Source organism: Streptomyces sp. RK62, assembly GCF_018070255.1.
Taxonomy (GTDB): Bacteria; Actinomycetota; Actinomycetes; order Streptomycetales; family Streptomycetaceae; genus Streptomyces; species Streptomyces nigra.
Genome location: NZ_JAGPYD010000001.1, coordinates 642,660 through 668,190, shown reverse-complemented (window position 1 = coordinate 668,190; position 25,531 = coordinate 642,660). Strand labels below are relative to the sequence as shown.

At 74.1% G+C, this 25,531-nt stretch carries 25 protein-coding genes; 14 read left to right on the top strand and 11 right to left on the bottom strand.

What is annotated here, in order from left to right; translation table 11 throughout:
* Positions 1-45: 45 nt before the first annotated feature.
* Together KBY32_RS02935 and KBY32_RS02930 are read right to left on the bottom strand one after the other, a co-directional pair.
* Complete coding sequence (locus KBY32_RS02935; RefSeq protein WP_210978731.1) at positions 46-1,023, bottom strand: threo-3-hydroxy-L-aspartate ammonia-lyase; 978 nt, start codon at positions 1,021-1,023, stop codon at positions 46-48.
* A gap of 50 nt (positions 1,024-1,073) precedes the next feature.
* Entirely contained in the window at positions 1,074-1,814 is a 741-nt protein-coding gene (locus KBY32_RS02930) for an SOS response-associated peptidase (protein WP_210978730.1), read from the bottom strand.
* Between the two features lie 273 nt (positions 1,815-2,087).
* On the opposite strand from KBY32_RS02930, the gene KBY32_RS02925 reads away from it, so the two are divergent.
* Positions 2,088-2,852, top strand: coding sequence for a GAF and ANTAR domain-containing protein (locus KBY32_RS02925; RefSeq protein ID WP_210978729.1), 765 nt, complete (start codon positions 2,088-2,090; stop codon positions 2,850-2,852).
* 48 nt (positions 2,853-2,900) lie between these two features.
* The gene (locus KBY32_RS02920; protein WP_210978728.1) at positions 2,901-3,647 is read left to right on the top strand and encodes a GAF and ANTAR domain-containing protein; all 747 of its coding nucleotides are present in this window, start codon (positions 2,901-2,903) and stop codon (positions 3,645-3,647) included.
* Positions 3,648-3,653: 6 nt separating this feature from the next.
* Here the strand turns inward: KBY32_RS02920 and KBY32_RS02915 are convergent, their stop codons facing one another.
* Complete coding sequence (locus KBY32_RS02915; RefSeq protein ID WP_210978727.1) at positions 3,654-4,610, bottom strand: AraC family transcriptional regulator; 957 nt, start codon at positions 4,608-4,610, stop codon at positions 3,654-3,656.
* A 189-nt stretch (positions 4,611-4,799) separates the two neighbouring features.
* Between KBY32_RS02915 and KBY32_RS02910 the strand changes: the two genes are divergently transcribed.
* Positions 4,800-5,123, top strand: a complete 324-nt coding sequence (locus KBY32_RS02910) for an ANTAR domain-containing protein (RefSeq protein ID WP_210978726.1) — start codon at positions 4,800-4,802, stop codon at positions 5,121-5,123.
* Positions 5,124-5,139: 16 nt separating this feature from the next.
* Here KBY32_RS02910 and KBY32_RS02905 read toward each other — a convergent pair whose 3' ends face one another.
* Entirely contained in the window at positions 5,140-5,964 is an 825-nt protein-coding gene (locus KBY32_RS02905; protein ID WP_210978725.1) for an SDR family oxidoreductase, read from the bottom strand.
* Positions 5,965-6,114: 150 nt separating this feature from the next.
* Here KBY32_RS02905 and KBY32_RS02900 point away from each other — a divergent pair, with 150 nt between their 5' ends.
* Positions 6,115-7,380 carry a cytochrome P450 gene (locus KBY32_RS02900; RefSeq protein WP_210978724.1) on the top strand — a complete coding sequence of 422 codons (1,266 nt, stop codon included), beginning with the start codon at positions 6,115-6,117 and terminating at the stop codon, positions 7,378-7,380.
* A gap of 19 nt (positions 7,381-7,399) precedes the next feature.
* Positions 7,400-7,885, top strand: a complete 486-nt coding sequence (locus tag KBY32_RS02895; RefSeq protein ID WP_210978723.1) for a hypothetical protein — start codon at positions 7,400-7,402, stop codon at positions 7,883-7,885.
* A gap of 12 nt (positions 7,886-7,897) precedes the next feature.
* Here KBY32_RS02895 and KBY32_RS02890 read toward each other — a convergent pair whose 3' ends face one another.
* Positions 7,898-8,755, bottom strand: a complete 858-nt coding sequence (locus tag KBY32_RS02890) for an MBL fold metallo-hydrolase (protein WP_055618886.1) — start codon at positions 8,753-8,755, stop codon at positions 7,898-7,900.
* A 245-nt stretch (positions 8,756-9,000) separates the two neighbouring features.
* Here KBY32_RS02890 and KBY32_RS02885 point away from each other — a divergent pair, with 245 nt between their 5' ends.
* The 6 genes from KBY32_RS02885 (at position 9,001) to KBY32_RS02860 (ending at position 14,104) form a co-directional block, all read left to right on the top strand.
* The gene (locus KBY32_RS02885) at positions 9,001-10,080 is read left to right on the top strand and encodes a glutamate--cysteine ligase (protein WP_055618887.1); all 1,080 of its coding nucleotides are present in this window, start codon (positions 9,001-9,003) and stop codon (positions 10,078-10,080) included.
* Entirely contained in the window at positions 10,077-10,706 is a 630-nt protein-coding gene (locus KBY32_RS02880; RefSeq protein ID WP_055618888.1) for a hypothetical protein, read from the top strand. The genes KBY32_RS02885 and KBY32_RS02880 overlap by 4 nt, the downstream gene beginning before the upstream one ends.
* Positions 10,707-10,900: 194 nt before the next feature.
* Positions 10,901-12,613 (top strand): cytochrome c oxidase subunit I, encoded by a 1,713-nt coding sequence (ctaD, locus tag KBY32_RS02875; protein ID WP_210978722.1) that lies wholly within the window; start codon positions 10,901-10,903, stop codon positions 12,611-12,613.
* A 32-nt stretch (positions 12,614-12,645) separates the two neighbouring features.
* Entirely contained in the window at positions 12,646-12,984 is a 339-nt protein-coding gene (locus KBY32_RS02870) for a hypothetical protein (RefSeq protein WP_055619513.1), read from the top strand.
* 4 nt (positions 12,985-12,988) lie between these two features.
* The gene (locus tag KBY32_RS02865) at positions 12,989-13,741 is read left to right on the top strand and encodes a cytochrome c oxidase assembly protein (RefSeq protein WP_308293650.1); all 753 of its coding nucleotides are present in this window, start codon (positions 12,989-12,991) and stop codon (positions 13,739-13,741) included.
* 6 nt (positions 13,742-13,747) lie between these two features.
* Complete coding sequence (locus KBY32_RS02860) at positions 13,748-14,104, top strand: hypothetical protein (RefSeq protein WP_108709835.1); 357 nt, start codon at positions 13,748-13,750, stop codon at positions 14,102-14,104.
* Between the two features lie 24 nt (positions 14,105-14,128).
* Here the strand turns inward: KBY32_RS02860 and KBY32_RS02855 are convergent, their stop codons facing one another.
* The 3 genes from KBY32_RS02855 to KBY32_RS02845 form a co-directional block, all read right to left on the bottom strand.
* The gene (locus tag KBY32_RS02855; protein ID WP_210978721.1) at positions 14,129-16,321 is read right to left on the bottom strand and encodes a prolyl oligopeptidase family serine peptidase; all 2,193 of its coding nucleotides are present in this window, start codon (positions 16,319-16,321) and stop codon (positions 14,129-14,131) included.
* Entirely contained in the window at positions 16,294-18,078 is a 1,785-nt protein-coding gene (locus KBY32_RS02850; protein WP_210978720.1) for an N-acetylglutaminylglutamine amidotransferase, read from the bottom strand. Before KBY32_RS02850 ends, KBY32_RS02855 begins: the two co-directional genes overlap by 28 nt.
* A 197-nt stretch (positions 18,079-18,275) precedes the next feature.
* On the bottom strand, positions 18,276-19,454 hold the full coding sequence (locus tag KBY32_RS02845) for a glutamate--cysteine ligase (RefSeq protein WP_210978878.1): 1,179 nt from the start codon (positions 19,452-19,454) through the stop codon (positions 18,276-18,278).
* Positions 19,455-19,802: 348 nt separating this feature from the next.
* Here KBY32_RS02845 and KBY32_RS02840 point away from each other — a divergent pair, with 348 nt between their 5' ends.
* Positions 19,803-20,111 (top strand): hypothetical protein, encoded by a 309-nt coding sequence (locus KBY32_RS02840; RefSeq protein ID WP_210978719.1) that lies wholly within the window; start codon positions 19,803-19,805, stop codon positions 20,109-20,111.
* A 15-nt stretch (positions 20,112-20,126) separates the two neighbouring features.
* Here the strand turns inward: KBY32_RS02840 and KBY32_RS02835 are convergent, their stop codons facing one another.
* The gene (locus KBY32_RS02835; RefSeq protein ID WP_210978718.1) at positions 20,127-20,978 is read right to left on the bottom strand and encodes a universal stress protein; all 852 of its coding nucleotides are present in this window, start codon (positions 20,976-20,978) and stop codon (positions 20,127-20,129) included.
* Positions 20,979-21,182: 204 nt separating this feature from the next.
* Complete coding sequence (locus KBY32_RS02830; RefSeq protein WP_210978717.1) at positions 21,183-22,910, bottom strand: GAF domain-containing sensor histidine kinase; 1,728 nt, start codon at positions 22,908-22,910, stop codon at positions 21,183-21,185.
* A gap of 282 nt (positions 22,911-23,192) precedes the next feature.
* On the opposite strand from KBY32_RS02830, the gene KBY32_RS02825 reads away from it, so the two are divergent.
* Complete coding sequence (locus tag KBY32_RS02825) at positions 23,193-23,675, top strand: pyridoxamine 5'-phosphate oxidase family protein (RefSeq protein ID WP_210978716.1); 483 nt, start codon at positions 23,193-23,195, stop codon at positions 23,673-23,675.
* A 21-nt stretch (positions 23,676-23,696) separates the two neighbouring features.
* On the opposite strand, the gene KBY32_RS02820 is transcribed toward KBY32_RS02825, so the two are convergent.
* Positions 23,697-24,770, bottom strand: coding sequence for a zinc-dependent alcohol dehydrogenase family protein (locus tag KBY32_RS02820; RefSeq protein ID WP_210978715.1), 1,074 nt, complete (start codon positions 24,768-24,770; stop codon positions 23,697-23,699).
* Positions 24,771-25,007: 237 nt separating this feature from the next.
* Here KBY32_RS02820 and KBY32_RS02815 point away from each other — a divergent pair, with 237 nt between their 5' ends.
* A complete protein-coding gene (locus KBY32_RS02815) occupies positions 25,008-25,475 on the top strand; it encodes an STAS domain-containing protein (protein WP_210978714.1) in 468 nt (155 codons plus the stop codon).
* Positions 25,476-25,531: the final 56 nt, after the last annotated feature.

The following is a 25,531-nucleotide window of genomic DNA, read 5'->3' as shown; positions in this document are numbered from 1 at the left end:
ACCACTCCATGGTCCGCTTCTCCCGCGGGGCTCGCCAGCCGGGATTCAGGCGCCCGGCGCGCACAGTTCGGCGAACCGCGCGGTGTCCACGTTGCCGCCCGAGACGATCACACCGACCCGGCGCGGAAGCGGTCCGGTCCACCCGGCGAGCAGGGCGGCGAGCCCGCTGGCGCCGCTCGGCTCGACCACGATCCTCAGGCGCTCGAAGGCGAACCGCATCGCGTCGCGGATCTCGTCGTCGGAGACCAGCGCGATGTCGTCGACCAGCCGCCGGTTCACGGAGAAGGTCAGCTCCCCCGGGATGTGCACGGCCTGTCCGTCGGCGATGGTGCGGGGCACCGGGACGCCGACGCGCCGCCCCTCGGCGAGGGAGCGCCGGGTGTCGTCCCCGGCCTCCGGCTCGACGCCGGTCACCCGGATCCCCGGGTACAGGGCCTTGGCCGCCGTGGCGCTGCCGGCCATCAGCCCGCCGCCGCCGACGGGCACCAGCAGCATGTCCACCTCGCCCACCTCCTCGAGCAGTTCGAGCGCGGCGGTGCCCTGCCCGGCCATGACGTGCGGGTGCTCGTACGGCGGGATCAAGGTCAGGCCCTGCTCGGCGGCCAGCGCCTCCGCGATCGCCGCGCGGTCGCCGGTGTAGCGGTCGTAGGTGACGATCTCGGCGCCGTAACCCTCGGTCGCGGCCCGCTTCGAGGGCGGGGCGTCCTCGGGCATGACGATCACCGCGGTGGTCCCGAGCTCACGGGCGGCGAGCGCGACGGCCTGGGCGTGGTTCCCGGACGAGTAGGCGGCGACGCCCCGGGCGAGCTGCTCCGGGGTCAGCCGGGACACCGCGTTGTAGGCGCCACGGAACTTGAAGGCGCCGACCCGCTGGAAGTTCTCGCACTTCAGGAACACCTCGGCGCCGACGCGTCCGTCGAGCGTGCGTGAGCGCAGCACCGGGGTGCGGTGGGCGACGCCGTCGAGCCGCGCGGCCGCGTCCCGTACGTCGTCCAGGGTGACCGTCGGCATGGTGGTCGTCACGCGTGCCCTCCAGCGGGGGGTGAGGTCGGTCGTGCCCGGTGATCCCGACCCTACGTCCGTTCCTCCACGAGTTGGGGGCCGTTGTTGCGGACGCTGTTGACCGCCGTGGAGACGGGGCGGGCGGCCAGATGGCCCTCGGCCGGCTGGACCAGCAGGGCGCGCAGGTCGTCGGTGGACTCGTGCCGGGAGTCGAGCCAGGCGTCGTAGTGGTCGGGCGGGAGGGCGAGCGGCATCCGGGGGTGGACGCGTCCGGCGGCGTCGGTGGCCTCGGTGGTGATGATGGTGCAGCTCAGCAGCCAGGCGGCCGGGTCGTCGTCGTCCTTGACGGCGGGGTCGCGCCAGAACTCGTACAGCCCCGCGAGGGCGAGGACACCGCCGTCCTCGGGGTGGATGAAGTACGGCTGCTTGCGCACCTTCCCGGACGTCTCGTCCCGGACCTGCTCCCACTCGTAGAAGCCGTCCGCGGGGAGCAGGCACCGGCGCTTGACGAAGGCGCGGCGGAACGCGGGCTTCTCGTGGACGGTCTCCACGCGCGCGTTGATCAGCCGCGCGCCGGTCCGCGGGTCCTTCGCCCAGGACGGCACCAGGCCCCAGCGCAGCGGGCGCAGCATCCGGGCCGGCGGGGCGTCCTCGCCTGCACCGCGCGGCCGGCGTTCCAGGACGGCCCAGACGTCGTCGGTCGGGGCCACGTTCCAGCTGGGTTCCAGGGCCTCCTCCGGCTGCCACTCGGTCACCCGGAACAGCTGCGCCAGGTCCTCGGGGCTGCGGGTGGAGGCGTAACGACCGCACATGGGGCCACTGTGCCACGGGCCCGCCGTACGGTCCTGATGAGCCGGACTGGGCCGAACGGTTCATCTGCCCGCGCCGGGCGTTTCCCCTCGGCGCGTCGAGGAAACCCGGCCGTCGTGCCGGGCGGAGCGCCGGACGGCCCGTATGCCCGCACCGACGGAGGCGGACCGGCCACCGGCGCTCGGGACCACGGTGTCGGGCGGCACGCGGGCCTTGCGCCCTGTGTCAAGATCGGACGCAACCCTGTCCAGAGCGGCCGCGGGGAGGTGAGGGTCATGGCCGAGGACGATCTTCGGGGGGACGGCGACGCCGAGCGGGAGATGGACGTCGAGCGGACGCGCATCACCCATGAACTCATCGGCCGGGTCAACGGTCTGCCCGCCACCGCCGTGCCGGACGCCCTGTGCCGGGCCTGCGCCAACCTCCTCCCCGAAATGTCGGGCCTCTCGGTGTCCGTCCTCGGCAGCGGCACCTTCACCGGCGTGGTGCTGTGCGCGAGCGACGAGGTCGCGTCCCGTCTCGCGGAGATCCAGTACACCCTCGGCGAGGGTCCGGGGGTGGAGGCGATCCGGCTGCGGGCGCCGGTGTTCGCGACCGACCTGGGCGCACCGCCCGACAGCCGTCGCTGGCCGCTGTTCTCGGTGCAGGCCGCCAGAGCCGGAGCGGCGGCGGCCTTCTCGCTGCCCCTCACGGGTGCCGGGGCGGCGCTGGGCACCCTCGATCTGTACCGTGACGCGCCTGGTTCGCTCCCTGTGGACCAGGTGCGCACCGCGCTGCTGGTCGCCGACGCGGTCACGCTCGCCGTCGTCGCCCTCGACCACGCTTCGCCTGACCCCGAAGGAGTCGTAACGTGGCTGTCAGGAGCGGAGACCGACCGCGAGGAGGTGCACCAGGCCACCGGCATGATCATGGTCCAGCTCGGCGTGAGCGCGGAAGAGGCGTTGCTGCGCCTGCGGGCGCGGGCTTTCGCCCGGGGCGGCACGGCCGTCGAGGTCGCGCGCGCCGTCCTGAACCGCTCCGTGGATCTGCGAGATGACTGACCCGAACCGATGATCAGTGCCCGAGAGAACCACGCCGGGGAGGCGCGCATGAACCGCGAGCGACAGCTGGCGCAGACGTTCGTCGCCCTGTCCGACACCTATGCGGCGGAGTTCGATCCGCTGCGGCTCTTCCTCCGGCTGGTGCACGCCTGCACGGATCTGCTGGACGCGGACGCGGCGGCCGTGATGATCGGGGACGCGCGCGGCAGCCTCAAGACCATGGCCACCACGGACGAGGAGGCCGCCTTCATCGAGCTGCTCCAGGTACAGACCGGCCAGGGGCCCTGTATGGAGTGCTACCGCACCGCCAGGCCGGTGGCCGTCGCGGACATCGCGACGGAGTACGCCCGCTGGCCGAAGCTGGTCGGCGTGATGCTGGAGAGCGGCTACGGCTCTCTGCAGGCGATCCCGATGCAGCTGCACGACCGTCCGATCGGCGTCCTGACCCTGCTGCGCGGCAACACCGGGCGGCTCCCCGACAACGACGCGCACCTCGCGCAGGCCCTCGCGGACTCCGCGACGCTGGGCCTGATGCACTGGTCCACCGAGCCGACGCGGGGCGACGACGTCATCACCCGCGTCCAGAGCGTCATCGCCGCCAAGGCGACGCTGGACATCGCCAAGGGGATGCTCGCGCAGCACGCGGACGTCAGCGTCGCCGAGGCCGCGCGGCTTCTCCACGCGTATGTGGCGCGCCGCCGGCTGCGGCTGACCGACACCGCGCACGCCCTCGTGGCGCGCGAGCTGGACCTGTCCGAGGTCGTGGAGGGCCAGCGCCTGCCCGGCGCCCCGTGAGCGCGGTCAGCCGCGCAGGGTGTGCGACGGGCTGGTGCCGTACATGGCCCGGTAGAGGGACGCGAAGCGCCCCGGGTGCGGGAAGCCCCAGCGCGCGGCGATGGCGCCGACCGAGGTGTCGTCGCCGGGTCCGGCCGCCAGCAGATCGCGGTGCGCGTGGCTGAGGCGGACCTGGCGCACATAGCCGAGCGGTGTGGTGTCCAGGTGCCGGCGGAAGGCGTACTGCAGCGTCCGGATGGTGACATGGGCGGCGGCCGCGATGTCGGCGACGGTGATCGGCTCGTGCGCGTGGTCGTCTATGTAGGCGATGGCCCGCCTGAGGGTGGCCGAGTGGGCGTCCACGCGGTCCTGGGCGGTGGGGTCGGTGTGCGCGTTGTTGGGGAAGGCCGCCAGCACGCTCGCGGCGAGGAGCTGGGTGCCGGCCGAGACGACCAGCGGTTCGGTGGCCGCGGCGGGGTCGCCCAGCACATGGTCGCGCATATAGATGATCGTCTGCCGCAGCCGCTCGGCGGCGGCCGGGGTGTGCGGCCGGTGCCCGGTGAGCCGGACGGGCTCCAGCAGTGTCCTCCCGGAGCCGGCGGCGACCTGGTCGAGCAGACCGGGGTCGAGCATGGTGATGTTGTAGCGGGCGTCGCAGATCCGGCCCGCGTACGGCAGGTCGGGCGGCGCGAACATCACCACGTCGCCGGGTCCGAAGTCGTCGCGGACGCCCTGGAAGACATGGTCGCGGATGGTTCCCTCATGGACGACGCACAGGCAGATCCGGCCGAGCGGTGCCACCGAGTACGTCATCTCGAAGTCGAGGTCCAGCTCGTCGACGCTCACCGACGCGCCGGCGTCCCGGCGGATGCGGGCCCGGCTGGACTCGGGGGTGGTGCTGCCGATGCTCATCCGGGCGTAGGCGCGGCAGAGGAACTCCTCGGTCGCCTCGAGGTCATCACTGTCGAAGGTCAGCGATCCCATGACGCCCTTCTGCCCTGCGTACCGGCGGCGAACCGGTCCGCCGGCCGGACGCCCTCGACTTCGAAGGATCCCATTTCGTTTTCCGTACAGCCACCACTGCGAGAATTCGTTCCCCGCACCCTCTTCGGCGCGGATCGGGGGCAGCGTGTCAGTAACGGCACGACTGACCTTCCGGAGAGCCATTTCGCCATGTCAGACCAGGTGGAGAGCGACGAGACGATCGCGGCGCTGCGGGAGGAGGTCGCGCAGCTCCAGCACGCCGTCTTCTCGCACGCGATCGTGGACCAGGCGATCGGCGTGGTGATCGCCTACGGCGGGGTGCGTCCCGACACGGCCTGGGACGTCCTCAAGGAGGTCTCCCAGCACACCAACACCAAGCTGCGGGAGGTGGCCGAGTCCGTCGTCCGCTGGCCGCACGACGGGCAACTGCCCGAGGACCTGCGCTCCGCCCTGACCGCCTCGGTGAGCCGGGTGAACCCGCAGCACCGGGTGGTGCAGCCGACGAGTCCCTGACGGCCCGCCCGCCTCCTCAGGGACGGCGCCAGGAGTCGTCCGGCAGATGGGACCCTGCCTGAGGGCCCATCCGCAGCATGCCGCCGTCGACCGCCCACGAGGCGCCCGTGACGTAGGAGGCGTCCGGACCCGCGAGGAACGCGATCACCGCCGCGACCTCGCGTGCGTCGCCGGGACGGCCGAGGGGCACGCCGGGCCTGCGCTCGCCGGACACGTCGGTGTCGGTCTGGCCCGTCATCGGCGTCGCGATCTCGCCGGGCGCGACGGCGTTCACCGTGATCCCGTGCTCGGCCAGTTCCAGCGCCATCACCTGGGTGAGCAGCCCGAGTCCGGCCTTGGCCGCGCAGTAGGGCGCCGCGCCCACCCGCGGCTGATGCTCGTGGACGCTGGTGACGTTGACGATCCGGCCGCCGCTCCCCTGCCGGATCATGCGGTGCGCGGCCCGCTGCGAGCACAGGAAGGGCCCCATCAGGTCGACGTCGAGGACATCGCGGACCGTGTCGTGGTCCAGTTCCAGGAACGGCGTCATGGTGCCCGTCCCCGCGTTGTTGACCAGCACGTCGACCCGGCCGAGCGCGTCGGCCAGCCGGTCGACCACATCGGCGGCCCCGGGCAGCCGGGTGAGGTCCAACTGCTCGACGGCGGCCCGGCGGCCGGTGGCCCGGACCTCGTCGGCGGTGCGCAGCGCCCCTTCGCGGTCGGTGTGCCAGGTGATGCCGATGTCCATGCCGGCCTCGGCGAGGCGTACGGCGGTGGCACGGCCGATCCCGGAGTCGGAACCGGTGACGACGGCCACCGGGGTGACGCCGTCGGCGAGGCTGTCCTCGTGCTGCGATCCCATCGGGCTCCCCACGTCGTGTCCTGCGCCGGGCCGATGAGCGGCCGGCGTCCGAAGGAGACTCCGCGTACCCCGCCCCCGACGGGCCATACCGGGCACCCGGGTGGTCCCGGTGCGGCGTTTCCGGTGGGGGCCGCCGGGCACCCGGCCCGCATGCATCTCGGTAGCGCCCCGATCGCGGACAGCTCACTGGCCCTGCTGGCCAAGGGATACGCCTGGCTCCCCGACCGCCGGGCCCGCACCGCGCGCTCGCTCGTGCGGGCCCGGGTGATGGGCCGGCACACCGTCGCCCTGCGCGGCCCGGAGGCGGTGCGGTTCTTCTACGACGAACGGCATGTGGCCCGCCGGACGGCGCTGCCCGGCCCGGTGCTGAGCACGCTGTTCGGCCACGGGGCCGTGCACACCCTGGACGGCGCGGAGCACCGGGCCCGCAAGGGCATGTTCCTGGACCTGCTCACCGGGCGGGAGGCCGTGACCGGGGTGGTGGAGAGCGTCGGCGCGGCCTGGGACGAGGCGGTGCCGACCTGGTGCGCCCGGCCGTCCGTGGTCCTGTTCGACGAGGCGAGCCGGGTGCTCACCCGGGGCGTCTGCCGGTGGGCCGGCATCCCGGTGGACGACGTGGCCGGCGTGGCCCGCGACCTCGTCGCCATGGTCGACGGGTTCGCCACGCCCGGCCCGCGGCACTGGCGGGCCCGGCGCGCACGCTCCCGGAGCGAGGCCTGGCTGTGCCGTCTCGTGGAGGACGTCCGGGCCGGCACCGCGGGCGCGCCCGAGGGGTCCGCGCTGGACGTCGTCGTCCGGCACCGCGACGCCGACGGCCGGCCGCTCGACCCGCACACGGCCGCGGTCGAGCTGCTCAACGTGATCCGGCCGACCGCGGCGGTCGCCTGGCTCGTCACCTACGCCGGGCACGCGCTGCACCACCGGCCGGAGGTCCGGGAGCGGCTGGCACGGGACGATCCGGCGTACGCCGTGGCGTTCGCCCACGAGCTGCGGCGCTTCTATCCGTTCGCGCCGTTCGTCGGCGGCCGGGCCACCACCGATCTGGAGTGGGAGGGCGAGCCGATCCCGGCTGGCACGCTGATCCTGCTCGACCTGTTCGGCCAGAACCACGACCCGGACCTGTGGAGCGACCCGTACACCTTCGACCCGGAGCGGTTCGTGGGCCGGGCGCCCCGGCGCGACGAGCTGGTCCCGCAGGGCGGCGGCGATCCGGCGGCGGGCCACCGGTGCCCCGGCGAGGACATCACGGTGGCGCTGCTGTCGGTCCTCGCGCCGCGGCTGGCCCGGCTGGAGTACCGGGTGCCCGGGCAGGATCTGCGGATCCCGCTCAACCGGCTGCCGTCCCGGGTGCGCAGCGGCCTGGTCCTGGAAGCCGTCCGCGCGCCGGTCCCGGCGCCCGACGCGGTGCCCGCCTGAGGCGCCGGGAGGAGCCCTGATGAACACGTCCCTGCTGGGGATCTATCTGAACGACCATCTGGCCGCCGCCACCGGGGGCGCCGAGCGGGCCCGGTACATGGCGCGCTCCGCCTCCGGGACGGGCCTCGGGACGGCCCTGGAGCCGTACGCCGAGGAGCTGGCCGATGACCGGGCGGCACTGATCGGCCTGATGGAGCGCCTCGACGTGCCCGTGCGGTCGTACAAGGTCCGGGCGGGCCGGCTGGCCGAGCGGCTGGGCCGGCTCAAGGGCAACGGCCGGATCGTCCGCCGCTCCCCGCTGAGTTCCCTGGTGGAGCTGGAGGCGCTGCGGCTGGACGCGGAGGGCAGGGCGGCGCTGTGGCAGACGCTGCGGGACCTCGCCGACCGGGACACCCGCCTCGACCCGGATCTGCTGGACCATCTTCTGGAGCGGGCCCGGCATCAGCAGGGCGCCCTGGAGGAACTGCGCCGCCGCCAGATCGGCCCGGCGCTGCTCCCCGTGTGACGACGCGCGGGCTCAGACGGACGAGGGCACCGCGCCCTTCGCCGCCGGCACGAGGAGACGCTGGCCGTGCCGGCAGGGCATCAGCCGGTCGGACAGGCCGAGCGACCGCACCTCGTCGAGGAACGCGGACAGCGGGGAGCGCATCACCGTGTAGTCGTCGTAGTGCACCGGCAGGATCCGGTGCGGGTCCAGACGGCGGGCCAGCTCGGCGCCCTGGGCGCCGTCCATGGTGACCACGAAGCCGCCGGGCAGGGTCGTGCCGCCGAGGTGCAGGACGGCGAGGTCGGCGGCCGGGAAGTGCCGGGTGATCTCGTCCAGGCCGTCGTACAGGAGGGTGTCGCCCGAGAGGTACAGCCGCACCCTGACCGGACCGCCCTCCGGGCCGAACTCCAGCATGCTGCCCATGACCGGGGGCAGCAGTGCCCGCAGGGCCGCGTTGCCCGCGTGGCGGCCGGGCAGCGCGGTGATCCTCACCTGTGCGCGGCCGTTGGTCAGGGCGAGCCCCCGCCAGGTCCGTATCCCCGCCGTGCGCGGGAAGCGGTGCAGGACCCGCAGCCGGCGCGCGGCGTGCGGGGTGGTGACCACCGGCACGGTGTGGTCCAGGTACCGGCTCGCGCGCCGGTCCCAGTGGTCGCCGTGCAGATGCGAGAGCACGATCCCGTCCAGCCGGGGCAGGTCGCGGCCGTCCAGGGCGGGCTCGGTCAGCCGGCGGCTCCACAGGCCGTACCCGAGGTGGGCGTACTGGCCGCGGTGCAGGAGATTGGGATCGGTGAGCAGGGTGAGACCGCCGTAGCGGATCACCAGGGTGGCGTTGCCGACGAAGTGGAGGTCGACCGCGTCGTCGGTGGTGTCGTCGCTGAGCGGCGTCATGACCGTCCCGTCCGGCGGGGCCCGGAGGCCGCCCCGCCTCGGCAGCGTTCCCGACTCCTCCGGACCCACCGCAGTACCCCCGCCGGGCGCTGATCACTACCCGCGTATCGCGCGATGCCCGGGCCCTCGGCGGTTTCCGGTGCGGTTCGCGCGGCACTCGTCATCCGGTGGGCGTGCGCCCGGCTGCGGGGCGGGCCACCGTGGAGACAGAGGCTCCGGCGACGGGGCGGGACAGAAAGCGACCGATGACGACGATCGGTGTGGAAGAGGAGTACCTGCTGCTCGACCCGGTCACGGGCCTGCCCGTGCCCGCGTCCGACAAGGTCCGCGCGGCGGCGGGCCTCGCGCCCTTCGTGGGCGACCAGGAGGTGCAGAGCGAGCTGCTGCAGGCCCAGGTCGAGGTGGCGACCCCGGTCTGCGAGACCCTGGAGGAGGCGGGCGGGCATCTGCTGCGGCTGCGGCACGCCGTCGGCGCGGCGGCCGAACGGTACGGCTGCCGGCTCGCGCCCTGCGGGACGTCGCCGCTGCGGCACGGGCGGCCGGTGGCCGTCACGGACAAGGCCCGCTACCGGGCGATGCGCTCGCAGGCGCCCCAACTGGTGGCGGAGCAGCTGGTCAACGGCATGCACGTCCATGTGGCCGTCCCCGGCCGCGAGGAGGGCGTGCAGGTGATGAACCGGCTGCTGGTCTGGCTTCCGGTGCTGACGGCCATGGCGGCGAACTCCCCGCTGTGGGACGGCCACGACACCGGCTTCGCCAGCTGGCGCACGGTGGTGTTCGACCGCTGGCCGGTCAGCGGGATGCCGCCGTACTTCGCGGACGTGGCCGACTACGACCGGCGGGTGCAGCGGCTGCTGAAGAGCGGTCTGATCGCGGACGTCGGCCAGCTGTACTGGCTGGTGCGCCTGTCGGCGAGCTATCCGACGATCGAGGTGCGCTGCCTGGACGTGCAGCTGCGCCCGGACGACGCGGTCATGTTCGCCGGTCTGGTCCGCGCCCTCGTCCGTACGGAACTGGCGTCGGTCGAGGCCGGGGCACCCGCGCCCGACGTGGCGCCGGAGCTGCTGCGGGCCGCGCTGTGGCACGCCGCCCGGCACGGTCTGAACGGCACGCTCGTCGACCCCCACGGCGAGACGCGGCGCGCCGGTGACGTGCTGTACCAGCTGCTGCGGCATGTGTCCCCGGCCCTGGAGGAGGCCGGCGACACCCGGCTGGTGTCGGGTCTGGTCCACCGGCTGCTGCAGGAGGGCACCGGCGCCGACCGGCAGCGCGCCGCTCTGAACGAGGGGGGCCTGCGGGCCGTGACGGAGCTGATCGTCGGATGAGCGGGACGCCCGCGCGGGGGCGCCGGCTGCGCTTCGACGGCTGGATCGCCGGTCTGGGCACCACGTCCGGGGTGCGCATCGTCGTCGGGCACTGGCCGCGGTCGCCGTTCGGCCCGTTCTCCGACGTCATGCTCGAACGGGCCGACGGGGAACGGCTGCTGCTGGCGCCGACGCCCGGGACGGCCGACTTCATCGGGGCGACGTACGCGTTCGACACCGTGCGGGTCGTCCCGGTCGAGGTGACGGTCGCCGGCCGGGTGTGGACGGTCGCCGCCGAGCCGTTGCGGCTGCGGTTCGCGACCGGCGGGCGCGGCGCGCTCGGGCATCTGCTCCGGGCCGTCCCCGGCGCGCTCGCCGGACGTCCCGCCTGGAGCGCCCTGACGGACCGTCCGGCCCGGCTGCTGATGCCGGGCGTACGGACCCGGGGCAGCGCCGGGGGTGGGCGTCGCGAGTGGTACGGCGCCCGGGACCTGCGGCCGGTCACGTCGCTGTCGGCCACCTTCGAGGGCCGCGACCTCGGCGCCCTGGCACCCGTGGAGCCGCCGGTGCGCTTCGGGTTCGGGTCGGTGCCGCGCCGGCCCGCCGTCACCCGTGTCACGACCACGGTGGAGCTCGGCGCCGGGTGAGGCGTCGGTGACCGTCCCGCGACACGCCCGTGCCCCCCGGACGGATGGTTGATTGGGCTGTTCGACGCAGTGAGGGCGGTCGCCGGGCCGTGCGAACGGGCGGACAGGACTAGGTTCCGCAACGCTGGTGACCTGTCCCAGCGCGAGCCCCGAGGCCGTCCGCCCGTCAACGCCTGTGCCGATTGCGAGATCTGATGGCGATCCAGACCGAACCCGTGTCCCCGGTACCCGCGGCGGAACGCCGCAGCAGAGGAGAGGTGATCATCAGCTGGATCACCACGACCGACCACAAGAAGATCGGTCACCTCTACCTGATCACGTCGTTCGCGTTCTTCCTGGTCGGTGGTCTGCTGGCGATGCTCATCCGGGCGGAACTGGCCCGGCCCGGACTGCAGATCATGTCGAACGAGCAGTACAACCAGTCGTTCACCCTGCACGGCACCATCATGCTGCTGCTCTTCGCGACACCGACGTTCGCCGGGTTCGCCAACGCCGTCATGCCGCTGCAGATCGGCTCTCCCGATGTGGCGTTCCCCCGGCTCAACATGCTGTCCTACTGGCTGTTCGCGCTGGGCGGCCTGATCGTGATGGGCAGCTTCCTCACACCGGACGGCGCGGCCGACTTCGGCTGGACGGCCTACACCCCGCTCAGCGGTGGCGAGCGCACCACGCATGTGGGCGGCGACCTGTGGATCATGGGCCTGGCCCTGTCCGGCTTCGGCACGATCCTCGGCGCGGTCAACTTCATCACCACCATCATCTGCATGCGCGCGCCGGGCATGACGATGTTCCGGATGCCGATCTTCACCTGGAACGTGCTGCTCACCTCGGTCCTGGTGCTGCTCGCCTTCCCCGTCCTCGCCGCCGCGCTGCTGGTGCTGGAGGCGGACCGGAAGTTCGGCGCCCAGGTCTTCGACCCGGAGAACGGCGGCGCCATCCTTTGGCAGCACCTCTTCTGGTTCTTCGGGCATCCCGAGGTCTACATCCTGGCGCTGCCGTTCTTCGGCGTCGTCACCGAGATCTTCCCGGTGTTCGCCCGCAAGCCGGTCTTCGGCTACATGGGTCTGGTGGGCGCGACCATCGCCATCACCGGTCTGTCTGTGACCGTGTGGGCCCACCACATGTTCGCCACTGGTGCCGTCCTGCTGCCGTTCTTCTCGTTCATGAGCTTCCTCATCGCCGTCCCCACCGGGGTGAAGTTCTTCAACTGGATCGGCACCCTGTGGAAGGGCTCGATCTCCTTCGAACCACCCATGCTGTGGGCGGTGGGCTTCCTGGTGACCTTCCTTTTCGGCGGTCTGACCGGCGTCCTGCTCGCCTCGCCCCCGCTGGACTTCCACGTCACCGACTCCTACTTCGTGGTCGCCCACTTCCACTACGTGGTCTTCGGCACGGTCGTCTTCGCGATGTTCGCCGGGTTCAGCTTCTGGTGGCCCAAGATGACCGGCACGATGCTCGACGAACGACTGGAGAAGGTCCACTTCTGGTCGCTGTTCATCGGCTTCCACACGACGTTCCTGGTGCAGCACTGGCTCGGCGCGGAGGGCATGCCCCGCAGGTACGCCGACTACCTCGCCGCCGACGGCTTCACCGCCCTGAACACCGTGTCCACCATCGGCTCGTTCGTCCTGGGCCTGTCCACGCTGCCGTTCCTCTACAACGTCTGGAAGACCGCCCACCAGGGCAAGCGGGTCGAGGTCGACGACCCCTGGGGCTACGGCCGTTCGCTGGAATGGGCCACGTCCTGCCCGCCACCGCGGCACAACTTCTACACCCTGCCGCGGATCCGCTCCGAGTCCCCGGCCTTCGACCTGCACCACCCGGCCATCGCCCAGCTGGACCAGAAGGAGTACGCCGGCAAGCGCGATGTGCTCGACGCCGAGGGCCACGAGGGTTCGCAGCAGTGAGGTACGGCCGGCACGACGCGACCGGAGGCGAGGTGGACAGCGCCGTCGCCGACGAGGCCGCGGGATATCTGCTGGTGCACGACCACCATGTCCAGGCGTGCCGGGAGGCGGCGGAGCTGTGCGAGCGGCTGCCCTGGCTGACGACCGCTCAGGCGGAGGACGTGTCCCGGCAGTACGTCCAGCAGCGTGTCGACCTCACCCGGCGGATGCTGCGCGCCACCGTCGAGCGGGCGGAGCAGCTGCGCGGCGAGTACGAGGCCCGGTACGCGGAACTGCGTCGGGAACTGCTTCGCCGGCACGCGCTCGCCGCGTGCGCCCTGGTGGCCTGCGCGGGCGGGGCGAGCGGGCTGGTGTGCCTGCTCGCCCGGTGAGGCCGTGGCCGGCGGCTCAGCGGGTGTGGGCGTCCTCGCGGGGCAGCGGCCCGGCGTCCGTACGGCGGCCAGGGTGGGCCGCCGCGTGGCGTTGCCCCGGCGCCAGGCCGTCGCGGACGGCGAGCGCGTCGGCGACGAGCTGCTGGTGACGGCCCGGCCACTGACGCTCGCCCTGCGCGCCCTGCCCGCCGGTGGCGTACGGCGGTCCCTGCTCGCCCTGACCCGGGTGCGCGCCGCCGGATGGCTCACCTTCCCGCCGCTCGCGGCGCTGTGGGACGTCGGCGGCCTGTGGCTGCTGTACCGCACCGGCCTGTTCGCGCAGACGGCCCACCGGCCCGCCCTGCATCTGCTGGTGCACGTCCATGTCCTCGCCGCCGGGACGCTGTTCGCGTTCGCCGTGTGCGGGCTCGACCCGGTGCGCCGGCGCTGGAGCGCGGCGCTGCGGGGCGGCACGCTGCTGGTCGCGGGAGCCGCGCACGGGGTGCTCGCCAAGACGCTGTACGCGGCCCCTCCGCCCGGCCTCGACGTCGCCACGGCCGATCTGCGGACCGGGGCTCAGGTCATGTACTACGGCGGCGACCTGGTGGCACTGGCGACGGCGGTCGTGGTGGGAGCCGGCTGGTACGCGGCGCGGGGACGGGCGCTGCGGGCCGCGACACGCCGCCGGGGGGGAGGCGTTCGACCCGCGGAACATCCCGCATTGTGCACAGAATATCGGGTAGTCCGACTATGGACCGATTGCCGTGGAAGGGACTGAGCCGTGATGCTGTCTCACACACTCGAGCGAGGCGTACTCGTCATCACGGTGCACGAGGACCCCGGAATCGGCGGGCGGGCCGCTCTGCTCACCCAGGTCAGCGATCTGGTGCAGGGGATCAGGCCGTCCTCCGTGGTGATCGTCCTCGACGAACCGGCGGCGACCGAGGCGGCGATCAGCGTGGTGCTGCGGGTCCACCGGCTCTGCAGCCACCTGGATCTGGTCACCTTCGTCGCCACGCACAGCGCCCCGGCCCGGCGGCTGCTCGACGCCAACGCCGACACCCACGGCATCCGTCTGGTCATCCACGCCCGCGCGCACACCGCCATCGCGACCGCCACCGCGCTGACCACGGCGGCCTGACCGACCCGGCGGGCCCGTTACCGGTCACAGGTGCAGGTGGCTCTGCAGCCAGTCGGCCGCGGCCCGGCGGAACAGCCGGCGGTTCTCCGCCCGCAGGAAGTCGTGCCCCTCGTCGCGCAGCGTCAGCAGTTCGGCCTCCACGCCCCGTTCCCGCGCCGCCCGGATGAACTGCTGGGACTCCCCCGGCGGCACATTGGTGTCGTGCTCGCCGTGGACGGCGAGGATCGGGGCCCGCAGCGCGTCGATCCGGCTCATCGGCGACAGGCTGCGCAGCAGGTCGCGGTCGCGTTCGGGGTGCCCGTACTTGTGCGCGGCGGACTCCGCGATCCACGGCTCGGTCCCGGCGAAGAAGGTCAGGAAGTCGGACATGCCGCAGACGGCGACCGCGGTGCGGAACAGGTCCGGGTGCCACACGACGGACGCGAACGTCAGATAGCCGCCGTACGAACGGCCCATGACCGCGAGCCGGGTCGGGTCGGCGGGGCCCGCCACGACGGCGTGGGCCGCGCAGTCGGCGACGTCGTTCAGCGCCGCGAAGCGGCCCGCGCCAAGGTCGGCGTCGACGAACGACCTGCCGTGCCCCAGGGAGCCGCGCACATCGGGCGCGAAGACGTCGAGGCCGCGCCCGAGGAGTTCGTGGTAGAGCGGGTTGAAGACCGGCCGTTCCTGTTCCTCCGGGCCGCCGTGCAGATGGATGACGCAGGGCGCTGGGACGTCCGGGCCGCGCCCCGGCGCCCTGTAGTACCAGCCGCTCAGCGGCAGCCCGTCGCGCGCGGTGAGCCGCAGCGGGACGGGACGCACGGGCGGGCGGCCGGGCGGGACGGCGTCCTCGTCGCGGGCCGACCAGGGGGTGCGGACCGAGGCGACGCCCTCGTGGGCCCACCAGACGCCGGGGCGGCGCTGCGAGCCGGACATGGCCAGCAGCAGCCGGCCGGGGCCGGCAGGGGCGACCCGGGTGACGACCTCGTGGGGCAGCGGGACCGGACGGAGCGGGCCCAGGGTGCCGGGCTCCTGTCCCGGCGGGGCGGTCTCGGCGACCTCCAGTTCGTTGGCGCCCTGCACGTTCCAGGCGAGGACCGCGGTGGTGCCGTCGTGCGCGATGGTGAGCAGTTCCAGGTCGCTGCCCTCGCGCTCCGCCAGGAGGGACGCACCGCGCGGGGCGCCGTCCTCGTCCAGGTCGACGGCGACGAGCGCCGCGAACTCCCGGTCGGCGTTGCTGCGCAGCCACAGGGTGCGTGCGTCGGAGGAGAACCGGCCGATCCACGGGTCGCCGTCGGCGACCGGCAGCACGAAGGTCGCCTCCCCGTCGGCGGTGCGCCGCACCACCGCCTCCCGGCGCCCGCGCGGGCCCCGGCGCAGCAGCACAAGACGGCCGTCGCGGCTGAGGTCGCACACCCGGAGGGACGCCGCGTGCGTCTCGGTGGAGAGCAGCACCGGGGACGCCAGGCCGTCGGGGTCGATGAGGTAGACCGACAGGCCGCCGTCGGAGCGTACGGCCCGGTCGACGGGGGTCATGAGGAGGGCGGGGGCGCCGTCCTGCGGTGCCCCGTCCACGGCGACGGGGCCGAGGAGGGTGGCGTGCCCGTCCCGTTCCGGCCACTCGGCCGCCGTGACGGGGACGACGCCGCCCTCGTGGTCGGGTCCCGCGGACGCGGGCGCCATGCCGGCGGCCACGGTGACGGCGACCGTCGAGCCGTCGTGCGCCCAGCGGCCCAGATAGGCGGAGCCCGCCGGGTCGGCTCCGGCCAGCAGACGGCGTCCGGAGCCGTCGGGGCGTACGCACAGGACCCGGGTGTGCTCACCGCCGCCGGGCGCGGTGGTGTACGCGATCCAGCGGCCGTCCGGCGACCAGGACACCTCCTTGACCGGGTCCGGCGAGGTGTCCAGGAGCCGGACGTCCTCGCTGTCGACGGGGCCCGCCCAGAGCTGGGGGACGCCGCCGCGGTCGCAGATGAAGGCGACCTGGGCGCCGGCGGGGTCGGCCGAGGGGTACCAGCAGCCGTGGGCGCGCAACCGGGTGACGGCGTCGCGCGGGCCGCCCGCCCCGGGCAGCTGCATCGACTCCGGCGCGGCGGTCCGGTCGGCGGCGGCCCACTCCCCCGCCCGGCCCTCGGTCTGCCACATGGAGGGCAGGCCGGGGTCTGGACGGGGCGCGAGGAGCCGCTGCGCCGGGCCGCCGCCGGGGCCGGTCACTTGATTCCGTGCGTCTGCAGCCATATCTCCAGCAATGCGATCTGCCACAGGGCGTTGTTGCCCCGCCGGGTCCGGTGCGCGTCGGGCGCCGCCAGGAGTTCGCTCACGTAGGACGGGCGGAACAGACCGCGCCGCCTGGCCTCGGGGGCCTCCAGGGCCTCGCGCACCCGCTGCAGGACGGGGCCCGCCATGTGCCGGATGGCGGGCACGGGGAAGTAGCCCTTGGGCCGGTCCACGACCTCGACGGGCAGGAGCTTGCGGCCCGCCGCCTTGAGGACGCCCTTGCCGCCGTCGGCCAGTTTGAGCTCCGGCGGGCAGGCCGCCGCCAGTTCGACCAGTTCGTGGTCGAGGAAGGGCACCCGGGCCTCCAGGCCCCAGGCCATCGTCATGTTGTCGACGCGCTTGACCGGGTCGTCGACGAGCATGACGTGGGTGTCCAGGCGCAGGGCGGCGTCCAGCGCGGTCTCGGCGCCGGGGACCGCCATGTGGGCGTCGACGAAGCGGCCGGAGACGTCGTGCCCGGAGACCAGGTCCGGGCGCAGGATGCGGGCGACGTCGTCGTGGGAGCGGTCGAAGTAGGTGTCGGCGTAGCGCCGCGGCTCGTCCTCGCGGGTGGTGTCCGCGAGCCGCGGGTACCAGTGGTAGCCGGCGAAGACCTCGTCGGCGCCCTGGCCGCTCTGCACGACCTTGACCTCCTTCGACACCTGCTCGGCGAGCAGATGGAAGGCGACGACGTCATGGCTGATCATCGGCTCGCTCATGGCCGCGACCGCGCCCTCCAGGGCCGTCGAGACCCGGTGGGAGGGGACCATCAGCCGCCGGTGGTCGGTGCCGAACTCGCCGGCCACCAGGTCCGAGTAGGCGAACTCGTCGCCCTCCTCGCCGCCCTCCGACTCGAAGCCGACGCTGAAGGTCTTCAGGCCGCGCTGTCCCTCGTCGGCGAGCAGCGCGACGATCAGGCTGGAGTCGAGGCCGCCGGAGAGCAGGACGCCCACCGGCACGTCGGCGACCATGCGGCGGCGCACGGCCGTGCGCAGCGCCTCCAGGACCGCGTCGCGCCATTCGTCGGCGCTCATGCCGGCGTACTCGTCGCGGCGGGTGTACGACGGCTGCCAGTAGCAGTGGTCGCGGTGCGTGCCGTCCGGCTCGACGACCCGCACGGTGGCGGGCGGGAGCTTGCGCACGCCGTTGAGGACGGTGCGCGGCGCGGCGACCGTGGCGTGCCAGCTGAGGTACTGGTGGAGGGCGGCCGGGTCCAGGGAGGTGTCCACGTCGCCCGCGGCGAGGAGGGCGGGCAGGGTGGAGGCGAACCGCAGCCGGCCCGGGGTGCGGGCCAGGTACAGGGGCTTGATGCCGAGCCGGTCGCGGGCCAGGACGAGCCGGCCGGTGCGGTGCTCGGCGATCGCGAAGGCGAACATGCCCTTGAAGTGGTCGACGCAGTCGGTGCCCCACTGGCGGTACGCCTTGAGGACGACCTCGGTGTCGGACGTCGACTCGAAGCGGTGCCCGAGGGCCCGCAACTCCTCGCGCAGCTCCGGGTAGTTGTAGACGCAGCCGTTGAAGACGCCGGTGAGCTCACCGCGGGCGTCGGTCATCGGCTGGGCCCCGCGGTCCGTCAGATCGATGATCTTCAGTCGGCGGTGGCCGAGGGCGACGGGGCCCCGGTGCCAGGTGCCCTGCCCGTCGGGGCCGCGCCCCTCGAGCTGTTCATTCATGCGCTCGACGGCCGTCGGATCGGCCGGCCGTCCATCGAAACGGATCTCCCCGCTCAGCCCGCACATGCCGTGACGCCTCCCTTCCGGGCGTCCGCCCCGGCACGGGAGGACGCGGCACGGGAGGACGGAGGAACCGGCGCGCGGCCTGCGGCGGCGGCACCGGCGGTGACGGAACGCATGGGGGATCCTCTCTGTTCGGGGACAGGACGGGCGCCGTACTGGGGCGGGGCGCACCGAAGCCGCGGCCGCCGCCCGGCGGCGCCTCAGCGACCGACGACATCCGGGGCCTCGGGGCCCGCGAGCGGACTGGTCGGCGCCACTACGGTCCGGGACAGCCCGGCGCGGGCGGGCCGGCGGCCGCCGCGCTCGCCGCGGGTCTCGGCGATCAGCATGTCGACGCAGCCCAGCAGGTCCTCGCGGCGTGCCGTGCGGCGCATCCGGCGGGCCGCGGAGCCCTCGGCGAGGGTTTCCTCCGCCAGCTCGCGGACGGTCCCCCAGTCGCCGTGCGCCTCCAGCGCGGGACGCAGCCGCAGCAGCAGCTTGCGGACGACCTGGCGCGCGGAGGCCTCGCGGTGCGTCTCGGGGTCGACCAGGGTGCCCTCCAGGCCGGAGCGGGCGGCGCGCCAGGACGCGCCCCGCAGCCACTCGTGCCGGCCGGCGCAGCCGGGGGTGCCGCGCTTGCGGAGCCGGGCGCGGGCCTCGGTGACCAGGGCGCGGAACAGCCCGGCGATCAGGACCACGGTCTCCGCGCGCGGGCAGGCGTCGCAGATGCGCAGCTCCAGGGTGCGCAGATGGTCGGAGGGCCGGACGTCGTAGTAGACCATCCCCGTGTCGCTGATGATCCCGGCCCGTACGAAGTCCTCGATCGCGGCGTCGTACTCGGCGGCGCTCTCGTAGCAGCCGGGCGGGCCGGCGGTGGGCCAGCGCTGCCACAGCAGGGTGCGCCAGCTCGCGTAGCCGGTGTCGGTGCCCTGCCAGAACGGCGAGCTCGCGGACAGCGCCAGCAGCGCGGGCAGCCAGGGCGAGACCTCGCACATCACTCGTACGGCGGTGTCGCGGTCCGGGACGTCGACATGGACCTGGGCGCCGCAGATCAGCTGCTCGTCGGCGACCCTGCGGTACTCCTCGGCCATGTGCTGGTAGCGGTCCTCGGCGGTGGGGTTCGCCGAGGCGGCGGGGGCGAGCGGGGCCGTGCCGGAGGCCACCACGGCGAGTCCCAGCGAGGAGGCCGCCGCGTCCAGCTCCCGGCGCATACCGGTCAGGTCGGCGTACAGATCCTGCAGGGACGTGTGCACGGCGCTGTTGGCCTCGACGGTGCACGGTTGCAGTTCGGTCGTGAAGGTCTGCCCGGGGAGGCGCCGCAGCACCGCGTCGGCACGCGGTACGAGCAGCCCGCTCTCCACCTCCAGGACGTGGAACTCTTCCTCCACACCGATGCGCATGGTCACGGTCTCTCCTAGGGATCCGAGCTCCTGCCCGGCGGAGGAAGGGGGCTTCCCCTTCGGGCGGTCTCGGGTGGTTGTGGTGTGCTCTGGGTTCCCCGCACTTCGGCGCACAATCCCGGCATCGCACGGGTGCGCCGCCTGCGTCGCAGGTGAGCGTGCCGGAGGGCCCGCCGGCACCCCCGCGTCCACGCGGTGTCCCGGCCGGCGGACCGGCCCCCGGAGGGGGCCCGGCACCCGCGAGCGACCATGGCTCCACCTTGCCCGCAGGACGGCCGTCCCGCACGGCGCGGTGCTCGCCGGGCCGGGTGGTTGGGCGGCGTCCGGCGGGGGAACCCGGGGCGCACCATGGGACGTGCGAAGAACTACGCCGTGGCCGCCTCCGGGCAGTGGACCGACGAGGAGGAGGGCAGGCGGCGCCTGCCCTCCGGTGAGGTCCACGCCTGGGAGCCCGGCATGAACCAGACCGTGTGCGGCCTGTCCCTCAGCCGCTCCCAGTTGTCCCGTTTCGCGGGGGTGCGCTGGCCGGACATCCTCCCGGAGTCGGGCGGCGCCGCCGACCGCGTACAGCGGGTGTGCCCCCGCTGTGCCTCGGTGGCGGGGCGCCGCGGAGCCGACGGGCGGCCGCGGTGGCAGCGCGTCGACCCTCGCCCGTGAGGGCCCCGGCCCGTGTCAGGCCAGCTGCGGGACGATCGCGACCGGGCACTGGGCGTGGTGCAGCAGGGTGTGGCCGACCCGGCCCAGCTGGAGGCCGAAGTGGCCGTGCCTGCGGCGTGCGCCCAGGACCACGAGGTCGGCCGCCGCCGAGCGGTCCACCAGGACGGTCCGTGCCGGGCCCTCCACGGTCGTACGGCGCACCCGGACGCCGGGGTGTGCGGCGAGCGGGGCGCGCAGCGCCTCGTCCAGCAGGGCCGTGGCCCGCCGCTCGGCGTCGTCGGGCGCCTCGCCGATCGGCGCCGGGCGCCGCCAGGCGCGTACGGCGTCCAGGGCGCAGCCGCGCGTCTCCGCCTCCCGGACGGCGAAGTCGGCCGCCCGCTCGCCGGTGACGGCGTCTCCGACGCCGAGCAGGATCCGTTCGTGCAGGCCGACCACGCCCGCGTCGTCGCCCCGCACCACGATCACGGGGCACCGGGCCCGGGCGGCGACTCCGAGGCTGACGGAGCCGAGCAGCAGGCCCTTCAGCTCGCCGCGGCCCCGGTCGCCGACCACGAGGGCGTGCGCGTTGGCGCCCTCGTGCAGCAGGCCGTCGACGGCCTCGGCGGGCAGGATGTCCGTGGTGATCCGCAGTCCGGGGGCGCGCCGCGCGGCCCTCTCGGCGGCGGAGGCCACGAGGTGCTCGGCGAGGACGCGTTCGGAGAAGCGTCCCGCGCCCAGCGTCGGCACGGTGCCCGCGTAACGCTCCCAGAGGGAGGCGTGCACCAGCCGCAATGTCAGTCCGTGGCGTACGGCCTCGTCCGCGGCCCAGTCGACTGCGACCAGGCTGGGATCGGAACCGTCGACGCCCACGACCAGGGGGAGTGTCATCACCCTCACCGCCTTCCGTCCGGCTGCCCGGCCGGACAGCCATGGGCTTTCCGATCCCACCGTCACTCCGGAGGGTGCGGGGGCACGAGAGGCGGACGGGCAGTCCCCGCCGGAGACCGGCCCCAGGGCGAGGGCCGGGCGGCCCATGCCCGGCCGCATGCGGCCGGGCGGACGGCGGGGGCGTTCGCGTGCCGACGCGTGCCGCTACGCCGGCGGCAATGGGACCCGCCACAGCAGGCGGGTGCCGCCGCCATCCGGGGTGCTCAGCTCCAGGTCGCCGCCCGACTGCCGGGCCCGCTCCGCCATGTTGCGCAGCCCGCTGCGGCGTCCGCCCGGCGGGATGCCGACGCCGTCGTCCGTCACGGAGAGCCGGACCCGGCCGGGCTCGGCGACGAGGGCGACGTCGGCGCGATGGGCGTGCGCGTGCCGGGCCACGTTCGTCAGGGCCTCCGACAGCACGGCCACCACGTGGTCGGCGATCTCCCGGGGCACATCGGTGTCGACCAGGCCCTCCATCCGGACGCTGGGCGCGAAGCCCAGCACCGGTGCGGCCTCGCCGACGACCCGTACCACGCGGGCCCGCAGTCCCGACCCGGCCCCGCCCTCGCGCGAGCGCAGCCCGAAGATCGTGGACCGGATGATCTTGATGGTCTCGTCAAGGTCGTCCACGGCCCGCACGACGCGTTCGGCGGCCTCGGGATGTTCGATGAAGCGGCCCGCGCTCTGCAGGGTCATCCCCGTCGCGAACAGCCGCTGGATCGCCAGGTCGTGCAGGTCGCGGGCGATCCGGTCGCGGTCCTTGAGGACGGCGACCTCCTCGGCGTCCTGCCGGCGCTGCGCCAGCTCCATCGCCACGGCGGCCTGGGCGGCGAACGCCTGGAGGGTCTCGGTCTCCGACGGCGAGAAAGCGGTCCGGCCCGCCTCCCGCCCGAGCAGCAGGACGCCGCGCACCTCGCCCTCCGCGGTGCCGATGGGCACGGCCACGGCCGGGCCGAGTCCGGCGAAGCGGGGCGGCTCCGGGGAGACCCGCGGGTCCTGGCCGACGTCCGTGCTGGTGACCGGCACGGCCTCGGCGAACGCCATCCCCATCAGCGTCGACTCGACCGGCAGCACGAGCCCCTGGTGGGCCTCGGCGTCCAGTCCGACGGCGATCTCCACGGAGAGCGTGCCGGTGTCCTCCATCGGCATCCCGACCGCGGCCAGGGCCGAGCCGGTGATCTCACCGGCCCGCTCGGCGATGAGCCGCAGCACCTCGGCACGGCCCCCGCCGGACAGCAGCGTGTGGGTGATCTCCGCGGTGGCCCGCAGCCAGCGCTCCCGCAGCCGGGACTCCTCGTACAGCCGGGCGTTGTCGATGGCGACACCGGCCGCGACGGCCAGCGTCGACAGCACCGACTCGTCCTCGCCGTCGAACTGCGCCCCGCCCCGCTTCTCCGTGAGATACAGGTTGCCGAACACCTGGTCGCGGACCCGGATCGGAACGCCCAGGAAGGTGTTCATCGGCGGATGGTTCGGCGGGAAGCCGTACGACGCCGGATGCTCGGAGATCTTCGTCAGGCGCAGCGGCTCGGGGTGGCGGATCAGCTCGCCGAGAATGCCGTGGCCCTCGGGGAAGTGCCCGATCCGGGCGATCTGCTCCTCGCTGACGCCGACCGTGTGGAACGCGGACAGGTGCCTGCCGTCGGGGCCGATCACGCCGAGCGCCGCGTACTCGGCGTCGACGAGGACGGCGGCCGCCTCGACGATGCTGTACAGGGCCTGTTCGAGGTTCAGGTCCCGGCCGACGGAGAGCACCGCCTCCAGCAGGCTGTGCACCCGGTCGCGGGTACCGCGGGCGGCGTCCAGACGTGCCTGGAGCTCCTCGAGCAACTCGTCCAGCCTCAGCTGCGGCAGTCGGATGCGTGCCTGCCGCGGCGTCTCGGCGCTTCCCACCTGCGTCTCCTCCGGCTCCGTGGGCGGCCGGACTCGGCCGCTCCGGACGAGGACCACGCTACCGGCGACCGGCACGCCCCTGCATGGAATCAGCCGTGCGCGGCCACCCCGTGCGCCGGTGCGCCGGTCCGGGGCCGTACGGGCCCCCGGCAGGGGCCCATCGGCCCTGGCGCCGGGCGGCTTCGCGAAGGATGGTTGAGGCAGGAGCGGCACCGATCCCCCGCGGTGTCGCTCCGTGCGTGCAACGACATGACGCGCCACTCACCCCGACGGAAGCCCGCGATGGTTCACGACGACAGCCGGCCGGCCCCCGAGGGGCCGCGCCGCCGCATCGAGCTCGACGGCGCGGAGGCGCTGCGGCTGCTGGGCAGCGTCTCCCTGGGCCGGATCGTGTTCACCCGGCACGCGCTGCCCACCGTCCGCCCGGTCAACCACGTCCTGGACGGCGGGGACATCGTCATCCGCACCCACGAGGGCGCCGCCCTCACCTCCCGCACCGAGCGCGCCGGGGACCCCGGGGTGGTCGTCGCCTACGAGGCGGACGCCATCGACCCGCACACCCATCTCGGCTGGAGCGTGGTGGTGACCGGCTACGCCCGTCTCGTGACCGACCCGGAGGACCTGGCGCGCTGCCGGCGGCTGGTGCGGCCCTGGGTGGACCAGGCGATGGAACAGGTGATGGACCAGGCGGTCCGGATCCGCCCCGACCTGGTCACCGGCATCCTGCTGACGGCGGACGGTCACGACACCCCGGCCGGGGTCTGAGGTCTTTCCCGCCCGGCTACCTCAGGCGGCGTCGACCGGCAGGATCTCGTCGTGGTGCGGGCCGCCGAGGACCACCTTCAGCGCCCCGGTGTCGGCGGCGCCCGCGAACACGTCGTACGCCTCCTGCATCTCGTCGAGCAGGAAGGTGTGGGTGACGAGTTCGGCGGTGGGCAGCCGGCCGGCGGCCGTCATCCGCAGCAGGGTCGGGGTCGAGTAGGTGTCGACCAGGCCCGTGGTGATCGTGATGTTCTTGATCCAGAGGTCCTCGAGGTGCAGGGTCGCGGGGGCCCCGTGGACGCCGACGTTGGCGACGTGCCCGCCGGGGCGGACCATACGGGTGCACAGCTCGAAGGTCTCCGGTGTGCCGACCGCCTCGATGACGACGTCCGCGCCGAGCCCGTCGGTCAGGTCGGCGACCAGCTGTTCCGGCGTCTCCCGGGCGTCGGCCACCGCGTCGGCGCCGAGCGCGCGGGCGGCCTCCAGCCGGGCCGGGGCCAGGTCGACGGCCACGATCCGCTCCGGCGAGAACAGCTTCGCCGTGGCGACGGCGGCCAGCCCGACGGGGCCCGCGCCGACCACGACGACGGTGTCGCCGGGCCGCACCCGCCCGTTGAGCACGCCCACCTCGTACGACGTCGGGAAGATGTCGGCCAGCAGGACGGCGGCCTGGTCGGACAGGCCCCCCGGCAGCGGGTGCACGGACAGGTCCGCGAACGGGACCCGGACGTACTCGGCCTGGGTGCCGTCGATCAGATGGCCGAGGATCCAGCCCCCGCCGCCCCGGCACTGCCCGTACGCCGCCTGCCGGCAGAAGGCGCAGCGCCCGCACGCGGTGATGCAGGACACCAGCACACGGTCCCCCGGGCGCACCGTCCGTACGTCGCCGCCGACCTCGACGATCTCGCCGACCGCCTCGTGCCCGAGGACCGTGCCGGGGCGGACCTCCGGGACGTCGCCCTTGAGGATGTGCAGGTCCGTGCCGCAGATGGTGACGGCGCCGACGCGGACGACCGCGTCGGTCGGTTCCTTGAGGGCCGGATCCGGGATCTCCTCCCAGGCGGCCTTGCCGGTGCCGTGGAACACGTAACCCTTCATGGCACTCCTCACCCCACTCGTCCGATGGCGGGACACGGGCCGGGGGCGCCGGACGTCCCGCATCTCCAGCTTGACCCGGATGGGCGAGGCCCGCACGGGCCGGACGAGTCCGTCGCACGGCACGCCCGCCCGGCCCTCCGCCCCGCCGGGACCGCGGGACTCCGGGACCGGGGGCCCACCCGGTGGGGGCCGTTCGGCCCTGTCGCGCACCCGCCCCGAGGCGGTTGCATCGCCTGTATGTCCCGGAACCGCACAGGACTCGCCGTCACCACCACGGGGCGCTCCCCCGACGGGCCCGACGGGCCCGACGAGCCCGACCAGCCCGACCAGCCGACCGTCGTGGCGCTGCGCGGTGAGATCGACCTCGGTTCCGCGACCCCGCTCACGATGCGGCTGGACGCCCTGACGTCGGACCCGTCCCCGGATCTGGTCCTCGACCTGCGTGGCGTGACCTTCATCGACTGCGCCGGCCTGGGTGTCCTGTGCCGGGTGCGCAACCGGGTCGAGGCCCGCGCGGGCCGGCTCCGGCTGGTCAGCGACAGCGCCCGCTTCCGGGGCATGCTGCGCCTCGTGGACCTGGACGAGGCGTTCGAGATCGCCGCCGGGCTGCCGGACGTGACGTCCCGGCCGGTGGACGGGGACTCTGGCGCCGACGCGCGGGTGGACGGGGACTCTGGCGCCGACGCGCGGGTCGCCGTGCGCTGAGTGCCGGCGCGGGGATGGGGCCGGTGGCCGTCGATGCCACCGGCCCCGCACCGGCT